This window comes from Microbulbifer mixtoriginis (SeqCode), from assembly GCF_052466695.1.
This window is the reverse complement of record NZ_CP174285.1, coordinates 1,318,521-1,337,271: the sequence shown is the minus strand read 5'-3', so window position 1 is coordinate 1,337,271 and position 18,751 is coordinate 1,318,521. Positions and strand designations below refer to the sequence as shown.

The 18,751-nt window shown below is 52.8% G+C and carries 14 protein-coding genes; 13 read left to right on the top strand and 1 reads right to left on the bottom strand.

Annotated features, from left to right (window positions below; all coding sequences use genetic code 11):
- The first annotated feature begins 92 nt into the window (after positions 1-92).
- The 6 genes from ACJJI0_RS05840 (at position 93) to ACJJI0_RS05815 (ending at position 7,300) form a co-directional block, all read left to right on the top strand.
- Positions 93-1,727 carry an alpha/beta hydrolase gene (locus tag ACJJI0_RS05840; RefSeq protein WP_444885085.1) on the top strand — a complete coding sequence of 545 codons (1,635 nt, stop codon included), beginning with the start codon at positions 93-95 and terminating at the stop codon, positions 1,725-1,727.
- A 135-nt stretch (positions 1,728-1,862) separates the two neighbouring features.
- Positions 1,863-3,497: an alpha/beta hydrolase gene (locus ACJJI0_RS05835; protein WP_444885084.1), complete on the top strand. Its 1,635-nt coding sequence runs from the start codon at positions 1,863-1,865 to the stop codon at positions 3,495-3,497.
- A 51-nt stretch (positions 3,498-3,548) separates the two neighbouring features.
- On the top strand, positions 3,549-4,790 hold the full coding sequence (locus ACJJI0_RS05830) for a lipoprotein-releasing ABC transporter permease subunit (RefSeq protein ID WP_444885083.1): 1,242 nt from the start codon (positions 3,549-3,551) through the stop codon (positions 4,788-4,790).
- A 72-nt stretch (positions 4,791-4,862) separates the two neighbouring features.
- Entirely contained in the window at positions 4,863-5,615 is a 753-nt protein-coding gene (gene lolD, locus ACJJI0_RS05825) for a lipoprotein-releasing ABC transporter ATP-binding protein LolD (RefSeq protein WP_444885082.1), read from the top strand.
- Positions 5,608-6,867 (top strand): lipoprotein-releasing ABC transporter permease subunit, encoded by a 1,260-nt coding sequence (locus ACJJI0_RS05820; RefSeq protein WP_444885081.1) that lies wholly within the window; start codon positions 5,608-5,610, stop codon positions 6,865-6,867. The genes lolD and ACJJI0_RS05820 overlap by 8 nt, the downstream gene beginning before the upstream one ends.
- Positions 6,868-6,877: 10 nt before the next feature.
- Positions 6,878-7,300, top strand: a complete 423-nt coding sequence (locus ACJJI0_RS05815; RefSeq protein WP_444885080.1) for a hypothetical protein — start codon at positions 6,878-6,880, stop codon at positions 7,298-7,300.
- Here the strand turns inward: ACJJI0_RS05815 and ACJJI0_RS05810 are convergent.
- Positions 7,290-7,817 (bottom strand): DUF2062 domain-containing protein, encoded by a 528-nt coding sequence (locus ACJJI0_RS05810; RefSeq protein ID WP_444885079.1) that lies wholly within the window; start codon positions 7,815-7,817, stop codon positions 7,290-7,292. The two genes, ACJJI0_RS05815 and ACJJI0_RS05810, sit on opposite strands and share 11 nt — an antisense overlap.
- A gap of 332 nt (positions 7,818-8,149) precedes the next feature.
- Here ACJJI0_RS05810 and ACJJI0_RS05805 point away from each other — a divergent pair, with 332 nt between their 5' ends.
- The 7 genes from ACJJI0_RS05805 (at position 8,150) to ACJJI0_RS05775 (ending at position 18,703) form a co-directional block, all read left to right on the top strand.
- Positions 8,150-8,803 (top strand): GntR family transcriptional regulator, encoded by a 654-nt coding sequence (locus ACJJI0_RS05805; protein WP_252085777.1) that lies wholly within the window; start codon positions 8,150-8,152, stop codon positions 8,801-8,803.
- A 3-nt stretch (positions 8,804-8,806) separates the two neighbouring features.
- Complete coding sequence (gene prpB, locus ACJJI0_RS05800; RefSeq protein WP_252085778.1) at positions 8,807-9,685, top strand: methylisocitrate lyase; 879 nt, start codon at positions 8,807-8,809, stop codon at positions 9,683-9,685.
- 98 nt (positions 9,686-9,783) lie between these two features.
- Entirely contained in the window at positions 9,784-10,911 is a 1,128-nt protein-coding gene (gene prpC, locus ACJJI0_RS05795) for a bifunctional 2-methylcitrate synthase/citrate synthase (protein WP_444885078.1), read from the top strand.
- Positions 10,912-11,040: 129 nt separating this feature from the next.
- On the top strand, positions 11,041-13,638 hold the full coding sequence (gene acnD / locus ACJJI0_RS05790) for a Fe/S-dependent 2-methylisocitrate dehydratase AcnD (RefSeq protein WP_444885077.1): 2,598 nt from the start codon (positions 11,041-11,043) through the stop codon (positions 13,636-13,638).
- The gene (prpF, locus tag ACJJI0_RS05785) at positions 13,639-14,820 is read left to right on the top strand and encodes a 2-methylaconitate cis-trans isomerase PrpF (protein WP_444885076.1); all 1,182 of its coding nucleotides are present in this window, start codon (positions 13,639-13,641) and stop codon (positions 14,818-14,820) included.
- A 296-nt stretch (positions 14,821-15,116) separates the two neighbouring features.
- Complete coding sequence (locus tag ACJJI0_RS05780) at positions 15,117-15,791, top strand: 2OG-Fe(II) oxygenase (RefSeq protein WP_444885075.1); 675 nt, start codon at positions 15,117-15,119, stop codon at positions 15,789-15,791.
- Between the two features lie 284 nt (positions 15,792-16,075).
- Positions 16,076-18,703 carry a TonB-dependent receptor gene (locus tag ACJJI0_RS05775; protein WP_444885074.1) on the top strand — a complete coding sequence of 876 codons (2,628 nt, stop codon included), beginning with the start codon at positions 16,076-16,078 and terminating at the stop codon, positions 18,701-18,703.
- Positions 18,704-18,751 lie beyond the last annotated feature (48 nt).

Genomic DNA, 18,751 nt, shown 5'->3' with positions numbered 1-18,751 from the left:
AAGAAGGCGCCTTGTAGGGGAAAAAGGTCCGGGGAAGGAGAGTATGTGTGTGCTAGGCTGACCATTGGGCTTAGTCCTGTGGGCGGGCATGGATGCGACTCTCAAAAACCTTCTCAGTTCTGGGGCTATTGCTTGGCGCTATTCTCTTTGCTCTCTCTCTTACGCCCTCTCTGATTCCACGCACTGCCCTCATGCAAGGTGTTCTCGCCGGAACCTCCTTCACTTTTGGCTATGTGATCGGCTTGTTTATGCACTGGCTGTGGAATTACTTTGAGCTTCCCGACATTCCTCTCAGTCCTGGGGTGCGCAGAGTGCTTAAACGCTTAGCGCTGGTTGCCTGCATATGCCTGATCATTATTTTTCTTTGGCAGGGGGCGCACTGGCAGAACTCGGTGCGGGCCTTGATGGGTATGCAGCCGGTTACCGGGATCGGGCCCTTTACCGTGGGGTCCGTGGCCCTGCTGGTCTTTCTCACATTCTGGGTGATGGGTAAAGGGTTTCGCCGAGTCATTCATGCTGTTACCAAGTATCTATCCGTGCATATTCCTGAAAGGGTGGCTTTGCTCATTGGGTTGCTGGTGGCAGTGGCACTTTACTGGGGCATTCTAAATGGGGTGCTCCTGAAGGTAGGGGTGCATATTGTCTCAGTCATTTGGGAAAAACATGATCAGGCAATTGCAGAAGGGCTGAAGGCACCTGAGGACCCCAACAAGGTTGGCGGTGCGGACTCTCTATTAACTTGGAAAAGTGTCGGGCATCAGGGGCGTCGCTTTTTAACCCTTGGCCCCTCTGTGGAGGATATCCGTGAGGTTGCCGGGTTAGGCAAAGAGCCGATAAGGGTCTTTGTGGGTTTGCGGGCTGCAGAAACTCCATTGCAAAGAGCCTTCCTGGCACTTGCTGAACTAAAGCGCCTCAATGCATTCGATAGAGAGATATTGCTAATTGCGACACCCACTGGCGAAGGCTGGTTAGATCCTGGGGCTATAAACTCCCTGGAATTTCTTTATCGAGGGGATGTGGCTACCGTTGCTACCCAATACTCCTTTTTGCCAAGCCCGATTGCATTATTAACAGATAATCAATATGGGCTGGATTCCGCCAGGGCTTTGTTTAAGGTGATCTACGAATACTGGGAGGAACTGCCAGTTGAAACTCGCCCAAGGCTGTACCTCTTTGGCTTGAGTCTCGGTGCTCAGTTATCAGAAGCCTCCTTTGATTTTTATGACATTATTGATGATCCTATCGATGGCGTACTCTGGGCAGGGCCGCCATTTGGCACAGGCATCTGGCGCATCATCACGGATAGTCGCGACCCCGGAACCCCAGCCTGGTTACCGCAGTTTAAGGGGGGAGAGGTTGTTCGTTTTGGTAATCAATATGGCGGTTATTTAGGGCAGGAACCCTGGGGAAGCTTTCGAATCGCCTTTTTGCAGCACGCCAGTGATCCAATAGTCTTTTTTGATCTGCGTTGGATGTTTCAAATGCCGGATTGGTTGGAGCGCCCACGAGGGCCGGATGTCTCTCCAGACCTCTACTGGTTTCCTATAGTGACCATGCTGCAACTACTGGCAGATCTAAACTTGGGGGTTGCGCCACTGGGGTTCGGGCACCGCTATGCACCTGAAGGGTATGTCCTCGCCTGGATGGCGTTAACGGAGCCGCCCGACTGGAGTGACGAGGAGTTAAAGCGCCTACGGGAAAAGCTCAGAACTTATCCAGTGCGTTGAGTGCGGTCTGCCGTAAGAAGGTACTCTTTCAAGATCAAAAACATTTCTGGCTGTTTATTGGGTTACATGGGGCTGTTCAGTGAGAAGTTGGCGCAAGCCATTTTGATCTGGGGCTCAAGCTTATCGGCGGCATGAATGCAAAAATTAACCGCTTTCTCAATTTCAGGTTTACTGTTGGGCGCGATATGCTTCGCTCTGAGCCTCACTCCTTCTCTGATTCCTCGCAATGCCTATGTGCAGGGTATTCTTTCCGGTTTTTCATTCACCGTTGGATATTCACTGTCTGTGCTGGTCCGCTATGTTTGGAAGTATTTGGGGGTTCCCGATATCCCGCTAGACCATCGGCAGCGACAAATACTGAGGGGGCTGATAATTATTTTGGGTGTCAGCCTTATTTTAGTTTTTCTTAGGCAGGGGACGGAGTGGCAGAATTCAGTGCGCTCATTGATGGGCATGCCGGCAATTTCTGGCGTCGCCCCAATTACGATTGGTGTTGTTGCGCTCTGCGTATTCCTGCTCTTTAGATGGGCAGGCAAAGGCTTTCTCAGGGTGGTTTTGCGCGTATCTGCCCGTTTAGAAAAGACCATCCCTCCAAGGGTGGCAGCCCTTACTGGGCTGCTTGTCGCGTTGTTGCTTTATTGGAGTGTGTTGAATGGAGTGTTGTTGCAGTCGGGCCTCTATGCAGTCTCACTTATCTATGAAAAGCTGGATCTGATTGTTGTTGCGAACTTGCCGCCTCCGCAAGATCCCAGCAAGTCAGGTGGAGCGAACTCGCTACTTGCCTGGGATAGGTTGGGACATGAGGGGCGCCGATTTTTGTCTCTTGGGCCATCTGCGGAGGATATTCGGGAGGTTGCAGGGGAGGGCATGGACCCCATTCGAGTTTATGTGGGAGTGCACTCAGCAGACACGCCACAGCAGCGTGCACTATTGGCACTTGAAGAGTTGAAGCGCGTAAAGGCGTTTGAGCGAGAAATTTTGCTGATTGCAACCCCGGTTGGGGATGGCTGGATCGACCCAGGGGCAGTGAATTCTCTTGAATTTCTGTACCGAGGAGATGTAGCTACAGTGGCCGTACAGTACTCGTATTTACCGGGCCCCATCGTATTGTTTACAGATGCTCAGTCGATCAGAACATCCGCTCGCATACTGTTCAAGGTGATTTACGATTACTGGGAGGAGCTACCGGTAAACACTCGCCCCAGACTTTATCTATACGGGCTAAGTTTAGGAGCCAAGCTCTCTGAAGACTCCTTTCAGTTCTACGATGTGATTGATAGCCCCATTAATGGTGCTCTTTGGGCTGGCCCTCCGTTTAGTATGCGGTCCTGGAGAATGATTACCGATAATCGTGATCCCGGCACCCCCGCTTGGCTCCCCCAGTTTAAAGGGGGAGAGGTGGTGCGCTTTGGAAATCAGTACGGTGGTTATTTGGGGCAGAAGCCCTGGGGTAGATTCCGTATCGCCTTCCTGCAGCATGCTAGTGATCCGATTGTCTTTTTTGACTTTCGCTGGGCGTTTCGCAGACCTGACTGGCTGGAGTGCCCCAGAGGGCCCGATGTGTCTCCGGACCTTCGCTGGTTCCCTGTTGTCACTATGTTGCAGCTGTTAGCGGACTTTAATGTAGGGGTCACACCACGGGATTTCGGACACCGCTATTCGGCAGCAGGATACACGCTCGCCTGGATTGCCCTGACCGAGCCTCCGGATTGGAGCGAGGCAGAGCTGCAGCGCCTGCGGGCTAAGCTAAAAATTTTTCCCAAGCGCTGAAGTTGTCTAAATCCTTGGATTTCTTGACTATTTTCCGTTTAAATCGGCTCTATGTTAAAACCTGTCCCCCTTTTTATTGGCCTGAGATATGTGGCTGCCCGCCGCAGGCAGCAGTTCATTTCCTTTATTAATGGCTTCTCCCTGATTGGCATGGCGTTAGGCGTTCTTGCCTTGATCGTCGTGACTTCTGTGATGAACGGCTTCGATCGTGAGTTGAAAACACGAATATTGAGCGTGGTTCCCCACGGCTTTATCGAGCGCGAAGGCGGCTTGCAAGAGTGGCAGGGCGTGGCTCAGAAGCTTGAACAGCAGCCCCATGTGGAGGCGGTGAGTCCCTTTGTAAAAGGGTTTGCCCTGTTGAGCGCCTACGGCGATAGCCACGGGGTCGAGTTCCAAGGTGTAGACCCCAAGGCCCTACGCGACGTCTCTGAAGTTGGCGAGCATATGGTGATGGGTAGCCTGGATGAGTTGCAGCCCCGCAGTTACCAAATAGTGCTCGGCCGTATTCTCGCTCAGCAGCTCAATGTGCTGCCCGGCGAGTCCGTCACTCTGACCCTGCCCGAGGTGGCGGTAACTCCCGCTGGTATCTTCCCACGCACCAAACGCTTTACCGTCGCCGGAGTTTTCTCGGTAGGCGCTCAGGTGGACCAAAATGTGGCATTGATGAATGTAGAGGATGCAGCCCGATTAATGCGCATGTCCGGCAGGGTGCAGGGATTACAGCTGCGTTTTGACGATATGGATAATGCCCTGGGTAGGGTTGAGCCCTACGCTGCGGCCCTCGGAGAGGGTTTTAGTGGTGAGGATTGGAGCCATTCCCAGGGAAGCCTGTTTCAGGCGGTGAAGATGGAGAAGACGGTGGTCACTTTAATGTTGATGATCATCGTAGCCGTAGCGGCTTTTAATATTGTCTCGGCCCTGGTGCTGATGGTGGCGGACAAGCGCTCCGATATCGCCGTGCTCAGAACCCTGGGGCTCACTTCACGCCAAATAATGGCAGTGTTCGTTGTGCAGGGCAGCGCGATCGGGCTGATAGGCGCATTTACTGGCGCCTTGCTGGGCATCCTAATCGCGCTCAATCTCACCGAGATGGTGAGCTGGGTGGAAAACCTTTTGGGCGCCAAGATTTTTGATCCGCGGGTATTTTTCGTGAGCTATTTGCCATCGGAGTTTCGTGTTGGCGATGCAGTGGTAGTCTTATCCGCCGCTATCTGTATGAGTTTATTAGCGACACTGCTGCCCGCATGGCGGGCGGCCCAAATCGAGCCAGCGGAAGCTTTGCGTTACGAATAATTGTCATATAAATCATATAGATACGATCAGTATCTAAAGTGGTTTCTCAGAATTTGGAAGCGGCAAATATTGATGAATAGTCGAGTGGAAATAGACACTGAGAAGGCGAGGCCGGCAACGGCTCCCGGTGATGCTGTCCTGGCCTGCCGCCAGCTGCGCAAGAGCTATCGCCAGGGCGGCAGAGATCTTGAGGTTCTGCGTGGTGTGGAGTTGCAAGTAGAGCGGGGTGAGAAGCTTGCCATCGTGGGGGCCTCGGGCTCCGGCAAATCGACCTTGCTCAACTTACTCGGCGGGTTGGATACGCCGAGTAGTGGAGAGGTTTGGGTGGCCGCTCAGAACCTGGCGACACTCAATGCCAATGAGCGCGGCTGGTTGCGTAATAGCAGTCTCGGTTTTGTCTACCAGTTTCACCACCTGCTCAATGAATTCAGTGCCCTGGAAAATGTGGCAATGCCACTGCTGATCGGTAAGCACAGTGTGGCCAATGCCCGAACCGAGGCCAAATCCATGCTAGAAGCGGTAGGCCTGGGTGAGAGGGTTGATCATAAGCCTTCGCAGCTCTCCGGGGGAGAACGCCAGCGTGTAGCGATTGCGAGGGCGCTGGTGACTCGCCCTGCCTGTGTGCTGATGGATGAGCCCACTGGCAACCTGGATAGAACCACGGCAGGGGAGATTCACAAATTGATGGACCGACTCAATCAGGAGATGGGTATCAGCTTTGTGATTGTCACCCATGACCCGGACCTTGCCGCGGCCCTGGATCGGTGCTTGCACCTAGTGGATGGCGAGCTTCTTAGTAATTGGCACCAAGGTGATCATGTTTAAGCCACTCCCAGCCTTTATCGGCCTGCGCTATGCCGGAGCCCAGCGCCGCAGCGATGACTCCGTAGGCCTGGTGTCATTTATTTCCGGCCTGTCGATGATTGGTCTGATTCTCGGCGTTGCCTTGATGATCGTGGTGATGTCGGTAATGAATGGCTTCGATCGCGAGCTGCGTGAGCGTATTCTTGGCATCATGCCCCACGCGACTATCTATAACGCCACTGTGGCGGTGGATTGGCCTGCTCTGCGCGATCAATTGGCGGCGGATGCTGAGGTGGAGTCCGCGGCGGAAGTTTGGCAGGTGAACGCACTGGCTCGTCGTGGCAGTGAGGTTACACCACTGTTGGTGCAGGGCGTAAATCCGGACACCATCGTCAATGTATCGAATATTAATGATTTCCTCAGCCCTAATGCTTTCTCAGCCATGCTTGATGATTCCGAGCCGGGAGTAATTCTCGGGCGCGGAATCGCAGAAAAACTGGGGGTGGAGCAGGGCGATTACCTGTCTTTGATAGTGCCCAATAACGATGCGGCCTCGGGTAGCCGTCGCGCCGCACGTGTGGCCGGTTTCAAGGTGGCGGAGGTCTTTCATTCTGGGACAGTTCTGGATCAATCGTTGGCCCTGGTTTCCTGGGAGCAGGCCCAGGGCCTGGCTGGCCAAAAGGGTGGCGCAGGCATCCAGTTACGTATGACCGAAATGCTGGAAGCCAACTGGATTATGCGGCGGCTGTTGAAAGACCTGCCTCGCGATGGCTATTACGGAACTGATTGGAGTCGCACCCACGGTAATCTCTACCAAGCGATCCAGATGTCCCGCAATCTGGTGGGGTTGCTGGTGCTGCTGATCATTGCCATTGCCGCTTTTAATGTGGTCTCGACTTTGGTGATGGTGGTAATCGACAAGCACTCGGATATCGCCATTCTGCGCACAATGGGCGCTAGCACGCGGCAGATTCTCCTCACCTTTGTCAGTCAGGGGGCGTTAGTGGGACTAGTTGGCGCACTCGTTGGCGGTGTATTGGGGGTCCTGGCTTCACTGGCGGTCACCGACCTGGTGGCGGGCCTTGAATCCACATTAGGCATTCAGTTCCTTAAGTCCGATGTGTATCCGGTGGATTATCTGCCATCAGAACTATCTTGGGCAGATGTGGCTTTAGTAGTTGGTGCGGGCTTCCTGCTCAGTCTGCTGGCCACGCTCTATCCTGCGTTCCAGGCCAGTCGTGTGCAGCCTGCCGCTGCGCTGCGAAACGAATAGGCGGTTTTGATTGGTGCCGAGCAAGGCTTTCCATGTTTTGCGCAAGCTGCTGCCGCTACCGGCGGCACTTACTGCCTGGGTCCTCGTTCTTGTGGCGAGCCTGAAATTTGAAAACTGGCGGGTAATGACCTTCTGCCCGGATGGTATGCGCGAAGGATCTGTGTGCTATGCCGCAGGTTGGCAGGTTTTACCTCTATGGTTGATCTGCCTGGGTGCCATGATCTCTTCCTTGGTGGTGGTTTGGGTGGTGGCCTTAACCGCCGCAGGAAGTCGGGTTAAGGCTGCATCCATATCTTTTTTGCTGGGTACTTTTGTAGCCCTGGCATTGGGGGCTGTCACCGATTATGCCCTGCCAGCACTGCTGGCCATAGCAGCAGGCGCTGCGGCTTTGGGTTGGGTCGACAAGTGTTTTGGAAGTGAGGCTAGCTGCTGACCGCAGAGCGGCGCTCAATACGTAGCTTCCAGCGTTTTACTACATGCCAGCGCCATAGGGCGCGCATAGAAAAATAGGCAACAGTGGCAAAGAAAACCCCCGCCAGCACTGAGCCAAAAAACAGCGGCATCCAGATTTTCCCTACTTCTTCCGTCAACCACTCCCACGAGAGCTCGATATCAAAGTCTACCGGGGGCGTGCCCAGAATCCATGCGCCCAGTTTGTAGGTGCTATAGAAGATTGCCGGCATGGTCACCGGATTGCTGATCCACACCAAAATAATCGACAGTGGAAGATTGCAGCGCAGCCATAGAGCGAGCAGTGCGGCAATAATCATCTGCCCTGGCAAGGGCAGGAAGCTGGTGAACACGCCAACGGCAAAGGCGACTGAAACTGAGTGTCGGTTCAGGTGAAATAGGTTGGGATCGTGGAGAAGAGTCCCCAGAAACTTGAGCCCATTCTTGGCTCGGATTTCTTCGGGGCTTGGCAGCCATCGCCTGATAATACTCTTCGGCATAACTCTATCTGAAACCTGGGTGCTGGCAGCCTTGTTAATGAGTGCTGTACCGGGGTTTGGAAAATTCGTTCGTCGGGATTTTTTCCCTACCCCAGATAAGCATAGAGCGCCCAGGGTGGTAGGGCATGCCGTATCTGGCGCGGGCGCTATTATGCCCACTTAGTGATGGCAAAACTACCACCGTGATAGAAGTCATTTTGCGCCATTAATTGTCAACAATTAGTCATGTGGATTCGAGTTGACGCCCAGGTCGCACTCATTTATGGTCTGCAATCCCAAAGAATTGTCGACAATGTTAAAGTCATATGGGTGTCACTGGAGCCAATAGCCCCTTGCGGGAGCCACATCAGAGCCTGGCTGAGCGCCTGTTTTTGACCTTGCGCGGTGAAATTGTGGAAGGTCGCATACCTGCAGGCAGCAAGATTAGTGAGCCGGAATTGGCCCGCCGCTTCAATGCCAGTCGCGGCAGTTTGCGTGAAGCCCTGATGCGTTTGGAGTCTCTGGGTTTGCTGGAGCGCCGGGTAAACATAGGTGCCCGTGTGGTGGAGCTGAGTGAGCGTGGTCTGCTGGAACTCTACGAAGTGCGCGAAGCTTTGGAGGGTATGGCCTGCCGCCTTGCCGCCGAGCAGCGCAGCGAGGAAGACCTGTTGGAACTGCGCCAGATGTTGTCGCGCCACGAACAGCAGGAAGAGCTGCAAGCCGGTAAGGCGTATTTTCAGCCGGAGGGAGACTTCGACTTCCATTTCCGTATTGTGCAGGCCTCGAAGAATGATCTGCTGATCGACACCCTGTGCAACCGTCTGTATTACCGTGTTCGTATGTATCGCTACCAGCTGGGCATGGCCAGCCCCAGGGCACAGCGCGCTTTTCGCGAACACAGCCACATTATCGAAGCCATAGAAGCGGGGGATGGTGAATTGGCGGAGCTGTTGATGCGCCGACATATCCGTGCTTCCAGGCAGAATATTGAAAATAAACTGAGGTAGAGCATGAGCCAAAAGCCTTCCGCCGGCGCGCGTTTCCGCAGCGCCCTTGCCGAGAACCAACCGCTTCAAGTGGTTGGCACCATAAACGCCTATTCCGCCATTATGGCCGAGCGTATTGGCCACAAGGCGATTTACCTTTCCGGTGCTGGTGTTGCCAATGCCTCCTACGGCCTGCCGGATCTGGGTATGACCAGCCTAGACAATGTGCTAGAGGATGTGCGTCGTATTACTGCAGCCAGTGAGCTGCCGTTGCTGGTGGATATCGATACCGGCTGGGGTGGCGCTTTTAACATCGCCCGTACTGTCAAAGAAATGATTCGCGCCGGTGCCGCAGCGGTGCATATCGAAGATCAGGTGGCACAGAAACGCTGTGGTCACCGCCCAAATAAAGAGATTGTTTCCAAGCAGGAGATGGTGGATCGCATCAAAGCTGCCGTGGATGCACGCACCGATGATGACTTCTTTATCATGGCCCGCACTGATGCCTTCGCTCAAGAAGGTTTGGATGCCGCTGTAGAGCGCGCTCAGGCCTGTATCGAAGCCGGCGCAGACGGTATTTTTGCGGAAGCCGTCACCAAGTTGGAGCACTATCGCGCATTTAAAGACGCGCTGAACGTGCCGATTCTGGCGAATATCACCGAATTTGGTAAAACCGAGCTCTATAACGCCAAAGAGTTGGGCGAAGCCGGCGCAGATATCGTACTGTATCCGCTGTCGGCGTTCCGAGCTATGAACCGTGCGGCGGAGAATGTGTATACCAGCATTCTGCAAAATGGTGACCAGAAAGCGGTAGTGGATACCATGCAGACCCGCGAGGAGCTTTACGACTACCTCAATTATCACGTATTCGAGCAGAAGCTCGATGAGCTGTTCAAGAAGTAATTCACTTTATAAACCGTGTGAGATGCCGGGTTAGGTTGCTTGCATGGCGGTTTTCGGACGAACACAGAAACTGTGCCTACAAAGGGGAGATAAGGAAGATGGCAGAAAAAGCATTGAGTGGCGCCGGCTTGCGTGGCCAGGTAGCGGGTAAAACTGCGTTGTCCACGGTAGGTAAATCCGGCTCTGGCCTCACTTACCGCGGTTACGATATCAAAGACCTGGCCCAACACTGCGAGTTTGAAGAAGTTGCCTACCTGATTTTCTACGGAGAGCTGCCCACCAGCGACCAGTTGGCGGAATACAAGGCCTTATTAAAAGGTATGCGCGGTTTGCCGCAAGCACTGAAAGAAGTGCTGGAGCGTATTCCTGCCGATGCCCATCCGATGGACGTAATGCGTACTGGATGCTCCATGCTGGGCAACCTGGAAGGGGAAGAGTCCTTCGCGCAGCAGCTGGAAAAAGCCAACCGCTTACTGGCTGCTTTTCCCTCCATCATTTGCTACTGGTATCGTTTCACCCACGACAACGTGCGCATTGAAACGGATACCGACGATGACAGCATCGGCGGCCACTTCCTGCATATGCTGCGCGGTGAGAAACCCAATGCCCTGCATGAGCAGGTGATGAATGTTTCCCTGATCCTCTACGCAGAGCACGAGTTTAACGCGTCCACTTTCACTGCGCGTGTTTGTGCCTCTACTCTGTCTGATCTGTTTAGCTGCATTACCGGTGCCATCGGCACTCTGCGTGGCCCGTTGCATGGCGGCGCCAACGAGGCGGCAATGGAAATGATCGAGCGTTTTGCCAACCCGGATGAAGCAGAGAAAGAACTGCTGGGTATGCTGGAGCGCAAAGAGAAAATCATGGGCTTCGGCCACGCGATTTATCGCGAATCCGATCCGCGCAACGAGATCATCAAAGCCTGGTCTGAGAAACTGTCTGAAGATGTGGGCGATAAGGTCTTGTACCCGGTTTCCGTACGCTGCGAAGAAGTCATGTGGCGCGAGAAAAAGTTGTTCTGTAATGCCGACTTTTTCCATGCATCCGCTTATCACTTTATGGGAATTCCCACCAAATTGTTCACGCCGATTTTTGTAATGTCGCGTGTTACTGGTTGGGCTGCCCACGTATTTGAACAGCGTGCAGACAACCGCATTATTCGCCCGAGCGCTGAATATGTAGGTGTTGAGCCGCGCGAAGTACCGCCTATCGCCGAGCGCGGTTAATTTTCATTTCACTATTGAAATGAGGCACACCCAGTGTGCCGGCTTCAGGTTGCCTTTTGGGGTGATCTGGAGCCTCTCTCAGAAGAGACACGATTTTAAAAAGATTCGACTGAACTGATTTACCTAGCTATGAATACTGATTACCGCAAATCACTGCCCGGTACCGACCTCGATTATTTCGATACCCGCGCCGCCGTTGACGCGATCCAGCCCGGAGCCTATGCCAAACTGCCGTATACCTCACGTATTCTGGCGGAAAACCTGGTGCGTCGCTGTGAGCCGGAAAAACTGACCGACTCCCTGAAGCAGATTATCGAGCGTAAACGCGAGCTGGATTTTCCCTGGTTCCCGGCGCGAGTGGTGTGCCATGATATCCTCGGTCAAACCGCATTGGTAGACCTGGCCGGTCTGCGCGATGCCATTGCCGATAAAGGCGGTGATCCCGCCAAGGTAAATCCAGTTGTTCCCACCCAGTTGATTGTGGATCACTCCCTCGCGGTAGAGCACCCCGGGTTTGAGAAGGATGCTTTTGAAAAAAATCGTGCGGTAGAGGAGCGTCGTAACGAAGATCGCTTCCACTTTATCAACTGGACCAAAACCGCATTTGAAAACGTCGATGTGATTCCCCCCGGTAACGGCATCATGCACCAGATCAATCTGGAGAAAATGTCTCCGGTGGTGCAGGTGCGCGAGGGCGTGGCCTTCCCGGATACCTGTGTCGGTACCGATAGCCACACGCCGATGGTGGACGCTCTGGGTGTGATTTCTGTGGGTGTTGGCGGCCTGGAAGCTGAGAGCGTGATGCTTGGCCGCGCCTCTTATATGCGTCTGCCGCATATTGTTGGAGTGGAACTCACCGGAAAGTTGCAGCCGGGTATTACTGGTACCGACTTGGTATTGGCTCTCACTGAATTCCTGCGCCGCGAGCGCGTGGTCGGAGCCTACCTGGAGTTTTATGGTGAGGGGGCTTCCAACCTGACCCTGGGCGATCGCGCCACTATTTCCAATATGACTCCAGAGTATGGCGCTACTGCGGCCATGTTCTCCGTCGATGAGCAAACCATCGACTACCTCAAACTCACCGGCCGCGATGATGAGCAGGTAGCTTTGGTAGAGAAGTTTGCCAAGGAAACGGGCCTCTGGTCCGATACCTTGAAGGATGCCGAATACGAGCGCGTACTGAAGTTCGATCTGGACACAGTAGGTCGTAACCTTGCTGGCCCCTCCAACCCTCACGCGCTGCTGCCGGCCTCGGAACTGGCCAATCGCGGTATCGCCAAGGCCTGGGAAGAGAAAGCTGGTGAGATGCCCGATGGTGCTGTGATTATCGCGGCGATTACCAGCTGCACCAATACCAGTAACCCACGCAATATGATTGCCGCAGGCCTGATTGCCCGTAATGCGAACAAGCTCGGCCTGACCCGCAAGCCCTGGGTGAAATCCTCCCTGGCGCCGGGCTCCAAAACGGTAAAAATGTATCTGGAAGAGGCCGACCTGCTACCGGATCTGGAGCAGATGGGCTTCGGCGTAGTGGCTTTCGCCTGTACCACCTGTAATGGCATGAGCGGCGCCCTGGATCCGAAAATCCAGCAGGAAGTGATCGACCGCGATCTGTATGCTACTGCAGTCCTGTCCGGAAACCGCAACTTCGATGGTCGTATCCACCCCTATGCCAAGCAGGCTTTCCTGGCTTCACCGCCGCTGGTCGTTGCCTACGCTATTGCCGGTACCATCCGTTTCGACATCGAAAAAGATGCGCTGGGATACGATGCCGATGGCAACCCGATTACCCTGAAAGACATCTGGCCCAGCGACGAAGAGATTGATGCGATTGTACGTCAGAGCGTGAAGCCGCAGCAGTTCCGCGATGTGTATATTCCCATGTTCGAAGAGCGGGATGCCGCAGAAGAGCAAGGTCACGCACTCTACGACTGGCGCCCGATGAGTACCTATATCCGCCGCCCACCTTATTGGGAAGGTGCCCTGGCAGGCGAGCGCAGCTTGAAGGGCATGCGCCCGCTGGCGGTGCTGGGTGACAATATCACTACCGACCACTTGTCGCCGTCCAATGCCATTCTGGCCAGCAGTGCTGCCGGTGAATACCTGGCGAAGATGGGATTGCCGGAAGAGGACTTTAACTCCTACGCAACCCACCGTGGTGACCACCTCACTGCCCAGCGTGCAACTTTCGCCAACCCGAAGCTGCTCAACGAAATGGTATGCGATGATAAGGGCGAGATTCGCCAGGGCTCTCTGGCTCGTGTCGAGCCGGAAGGGCAGGTTACCCGTATGTGGGAGGCGATCGAGACTTATATGGATCGCAAGCAGCCGCTGATTATCATTGCTGGTGCCGACTATGGGCAGGGCTCTTCCCGTGATTGGGCCGCGAAAGGTGTGCGCCTGGCCGGCGTAGAAGCGATTGTGGCCGAAGGCTTTGAACGTATTCACCGCACTAACCTGATCGGTATGGGCGTGTTGCCGCTAGAGTTTAAGCCGGGAACTACTCGCGAAACCCTGGGTATCGACGGTACCGAAAGTTTCGACGTAATCGGTGAGCGTACCCCCCATGCCACGCTGACTCTACTGATCCACCGCGCCAACGGTGAGACAGTTGAAGCGCCGGTAACCTGCCGCTTGGATACTGCAGAAGAGGTTTCCATTTATGAGGCTGGGGGTGTTTTGCAGCGCTTTGCGAAAGACTTCCTCGAAGCAGAGGCGACGGCTTAAATGTTGAAATTTGCTCCTCAAGTCAAAATCCCCGCGACTTATATGCGCGGGGGCACCAGTAAGGGCGTTTTCTTCCGTTTACAGGATCTACCCGAAGTTGCGCAGGTTCCAGGAGAGGCCCGTGATAATTTGCTGTTGCGGGTAATTGGCAGCCCGGACCCTTACGGAAAGCATACCGATGGGATGGGTGGAGCCACTTCGAGCACCAGCAAAACGGTGATCCTGTCTGCCTGTGATAAGTCCGATCACGATGTGAACTACCTGTTTGGCCAGGTTTCCATCGATAAGCCCATGGTCGATTGGAGTGGTAACTGCGGTAATCTCACTGCGGCTGTTGGAGCCTTTGCGATTAATAGCGGTTTTGTGGATGCTGCGCGGATTCCAGAAAATGGTATTTGTACAGTGCGCATTTGGCAGGCCAATATTGGCCAAACCATTATTGCCCGTGTGCCTATTACCAACGGTGAAGTGCAGGAAATCGGAGATTTCGAGCTGGATGGTGTAACTTTCCCGGCAGCCGAAGTGGAAATTGAGTTTATGGACCCCTCGGACGGCGAGGGTGCCATGCTTCCCACCGGTAATCCAGTCGATGATCTCGAAGTGCCCGGGATTGGTGTGCTGAAGGCGACCATGATCAATGCCGGTATCCCCACGATCTTCGTCAATGCGGAAGATATTGGCTATACCGGCACCGAGCTGCAGGATGCCATTAATGGCGATAGCAAGGCGCTCGCCATGTTCGAGACCATCCGTGCCTACGGTGCGGTGAAGATGGGCCTGATTTCCTCTGTGGAGGAAGCCGCTTCCCGGCAGCACACGCCGAAGATTGCCTTTGTCGCCAAGCCGCAGGACTACATTGCCTCCAGTGGAAAAAAGGTAGCGGCGCAAGATATTGATTTGCTCGTGCGAGCCCTCTCCATGGGTAAGCTGCACCACGCCATGATGGGTACTGCCGCCGTGGCTATAGGAACTGCAGCGGCTATTCCTGGCACCCTGGTAAACCTTGCCGCCGGTGGGGGTGATCGCAATTCCATCTGCTTTGGCCACCCTTCAGGCACATTGCGGGTTGGAGCCCATGCGAAAGTGGTTGATGGCCAGTGGGTTGCCACCAAAGCCATTATGAGCCGTAGTGCGCGCATCCTGATGGAAGGCTGGGTGCGAGTGCCAGGCGATAGTTTCTAGTCTTGGTATAATCACATCTTTAGGGGCGTGATACGCCCCTTTTTAGTGGTCGGCTTGTACTCTTGAAGGGTTTCTATTTTATTAGCCGGCTCACACAATACTTTCGTAGACTCTCATACAGCTTTGGGCTACCTTTCCCTGCACCCCGAGCCACCCATTCCAGTCCCTGGCTTATCCTCGGCCGCAATCTCACTCGGGTCTTACGCTGTTTCTATAAGAATACAGTTTGATTATTAGGTAGTGCTCTTGGCGAAATTACACATCGCCGTGCCTCTTATTGTTAGCAGGAAATAAACTTGGTAGCAGCCAAATCGTTAATGTCGCTCGGTGGCGATAACACTATCGATGAAACTCTATTTGCACACATCGCTAGGGATCTTACCGAGCAGGGCTATAGTATTCGCCATGCCGCACTACCCGAATCACTCTCCAGTGCGCTTTTTACCTATCAGCAGGAAATGAACGGAGAGAAATTTATTGATGCAGGGGTCGGGCGAGGTGACGATTACCTACGGAATGAATTCGTGCGAACGGATGAAATTTGTTGGATTACCGGGGAATCTGCTACAGGAAGAGATTGGCTCAGCTGGGCGGGCCAGCTTCAGGTTTATCTCAACAGGCATCTTTTTCTGGGGCTCTTCTCATTTGAAAGCCATTTTGCCCATTACCGGCCTGGGGACTACTACAAAAGGCACTACGATGCATTTCGCGGAGAGGCGAACCGGGTGCTCTCATTGGTCGTCTATCTTAATCCAGGCTGGAGCACTGCGGATGCTGGTGAGCTTGTGCTCTACAAAGATGAGCAGGATAGGATCGGCACCAAAGTAACGCCGTTAATGGGAACGGTAGTGACTTTCTTAAGTGAGGAGTTTCCCCACGAAGTTCTACCAGCTAATCGGGATCGCTACTCCATTGCAGGCTGGTTTCGGGTAAATACTTCAGTAACCGATCGGGTTGATCCGCCCCGTTAAATTAATGAGTTACCCGCTTAAAATTAACCTCTAGTGAGCCACCTACCTAGGTAAACCTATTAGTGCCCTGCGGTAACCGCAGGGTTTATAGGGTACTAAATCACCTTTCGATTGATTTAGAGATCCGATTGATCCTAATCGCGATCCGCCCCATCGTATCTCAGTTTCACAGAACTCTCCTTTTTGAGATTTTAACCTAGCCGACATACAGCCGACGGCCCGTAGGTAAGCCACGCATAACAATCAAACCGGCTTTCCTGTTGCAGCAGATTGGAGAGACATCAATGACAATTAAAAAACCACTTACCCTTGCGATTGCAATGGTCAATATAGCGGTAGCCTCAGCCTGGGCACAGGAAGCTAGTAATCAAGAAGATGACTGGGCGTTGGAAGAAGTCACTGTTACTGCGACGAAGCGCGAAACCAACCTGATGGAAACTCCAGTGGCCATTTCCGCTTTCACCCAGGAAGAGTTAGATCGTCAGGGTATTAAGAATGTAAAAGATCTGGGCAGTACAATTCCCAATGTGGATATCGGCTATGATGTTTCTCAGTCTTCACCAGTGATTTCTATGCGTGGTGTTCGCTCTACCAATACTACCGAGTTTGGTGATCCAGCTGTTGGCTTACACTTCGACGGTATTTATTCTTCGCGCCCCCAGTCTGCTATGGCAATGATGTTTGACTCTGAAAGGGTAGAAGCCATGCGTGGGCCGCAGGGTACCCTTTATGGACGTAACTCTACCGTTGGTGCCATTAATGTTATCTCCAAGAGGCCGGTAATTGACGAGTTTGAAGGTTCCGTGGGCGTTGAGTTTGGTCGCTGGAATCAAGAGCTGGTCAAAGGCGTTATCAATATTCCGGTTTCAGATACCTTTGCTCTGCGTGCGTCCTTTATGGATGAGACACGGGATTCCTACCTTATCGGGTTTTATGACGTTAACCAGTGGGATAATCGCTATATTGATGCTGACTCTGTAGGTGCGAGTGTTTTATCTGATGACGCTTCCAGAACCTTTATTCAAGCGAATAACGCTGAAGGAGCCACAGACTATCAGCTGGTTAGGGCGGATGCTGAAGATTTTTATGGGAATGTTGATCAGCAAGCGGTGCGTATAGGTGCGTTATGGGAGCCGACTGTCGATATTTCTTGGTATACCGTAGCGGAACACTATCAGGATAGTAGTGCAGGCGGCATCAACACTATTGACTGTGAAAAGGCTGAGCAGCGCGAAGATGGAACAACTTGTGAAACCTACTACGGCTCCGGTGCTGATGAGTACACCGTAGCGGTGAATGTACCAGGTGAACTTGATCTCACCATGACTTCATTCCGTTCTAACTTCCGCTGGGATTTCAGCGATACCATGGCGTTTGTGTATAACACCGGGTATGCAGTTCAGGAACGAAGCAACCTGATTGATATTGATGCTGGTCGCAATACCTGGGATATGAGTATGAGCATTACAGACTCAGAAAATGTCTCTTACTCCCATGAGTTACAGTTGCAATCTACAGGTGATGGTCCCCTACAGTGGATTACAGGTTTGTTTTATTTCCATGAGACCACTGATCTGAATGGTTACTTCCTGGCCTCATTAGATAATGCCGTATTCTGGAGGCAGCCAGATAGAACTATAGAAGCCAGCGCAGTATTTGCTCAGGCTACCTATGACCTTACTGATACCCTCCACCTAACTGTTGGTGGTCGATATACGGAAGATGAGAAGAGTGATGTAGGTGGTAACAACCTGAGTTGCACTCGAGACTGGTCTACTGAATCAGATGAAGAGTATGGCTGCTTCCCTGCCTATTTACAGGGCACCTTTAATAGCTTCTCTACCAACCACTTTGCTGACAGCTCAATTTATACAATTGATACTTACAATGATGCCAGCAAGAGCTGGGATTCATCCGACTTTAGAATTGGTCTCGATTATGACCTGACAGATGAAGTCATGCTGTATGCATATGTTGCAAGTGGATTTAAGTCCGGTGGTTTGGGTGATGTTGTCATCCAATATGAGCAAGACCCGGACACGGCTGAGTACATCTACGATGATGAGGGCAATCGGGTTGTTCAACAGGTAATTGACACTAGCTATGATGAGGAGAAGGTCATTACTTGGGAGCTAGGAGCAAAAGGTACCTTCTTGGATGGTCGACTAAATCTGGCTAGTACCTTCTTTTTCTCCGACTATAAAGATATGCAGCTAGCTGCACCTGATACTGCATACTCGTACTATGCGGTAGAGCGAGAAGGTGAGAACGCAGGTGAAATTACAACCGAGCCCGTCGTCATTTACCTTACTAAGAATGCTGCTAGCGCAGAGATTATGGGGCTAGAGTTAGAGTTTGACTGGGCCCCCTATCCGAATGGCCGAATCAGTGGTTTTGCTACCTGGATGCAAACAGAAATCACCTCTGATTTTCAGAACCGCTGGAATTTCAATAACCAAGCGTTATTCGAAATTTCGGATTACGGTTTAGCTCATGACAATACTAATGAAGAGCTCTTCCGAAATTTGAAGGGTAATGAGCTGCCTGTATCACCTGAATTCAGCTTCACAATCAATTATGATCACACCTTTGAGTTGGTCCACGGCGGTGCAATTATTCCGTTTATAGGCATCCACTGGGAAGATGAGTCTTATCTGACCTACTGGAATGTTGACAAGCACGACTTCCCCACTGGTGATACTTCTGCTTTTGATGACAGTCGTGATTCCTTCTGGATGGTAAATGCTTCCGTGAAGTATGTAAGCCCGGACGATCAGTGGAACGTTGAAGCCTTTGGTAATAACCTGACTGATGAGATTGTTCCCTACTACGCTGATGGAAGTGATGGCCTCGTATCTGGGCCATTCTCCACTCCAATGAGCTACGGTGTACGCTTTAACTACAACTTCTAAGTAGCTACTGTTACTCCATAGTAAAAAGCCGGGTCAATTTAGATGGTC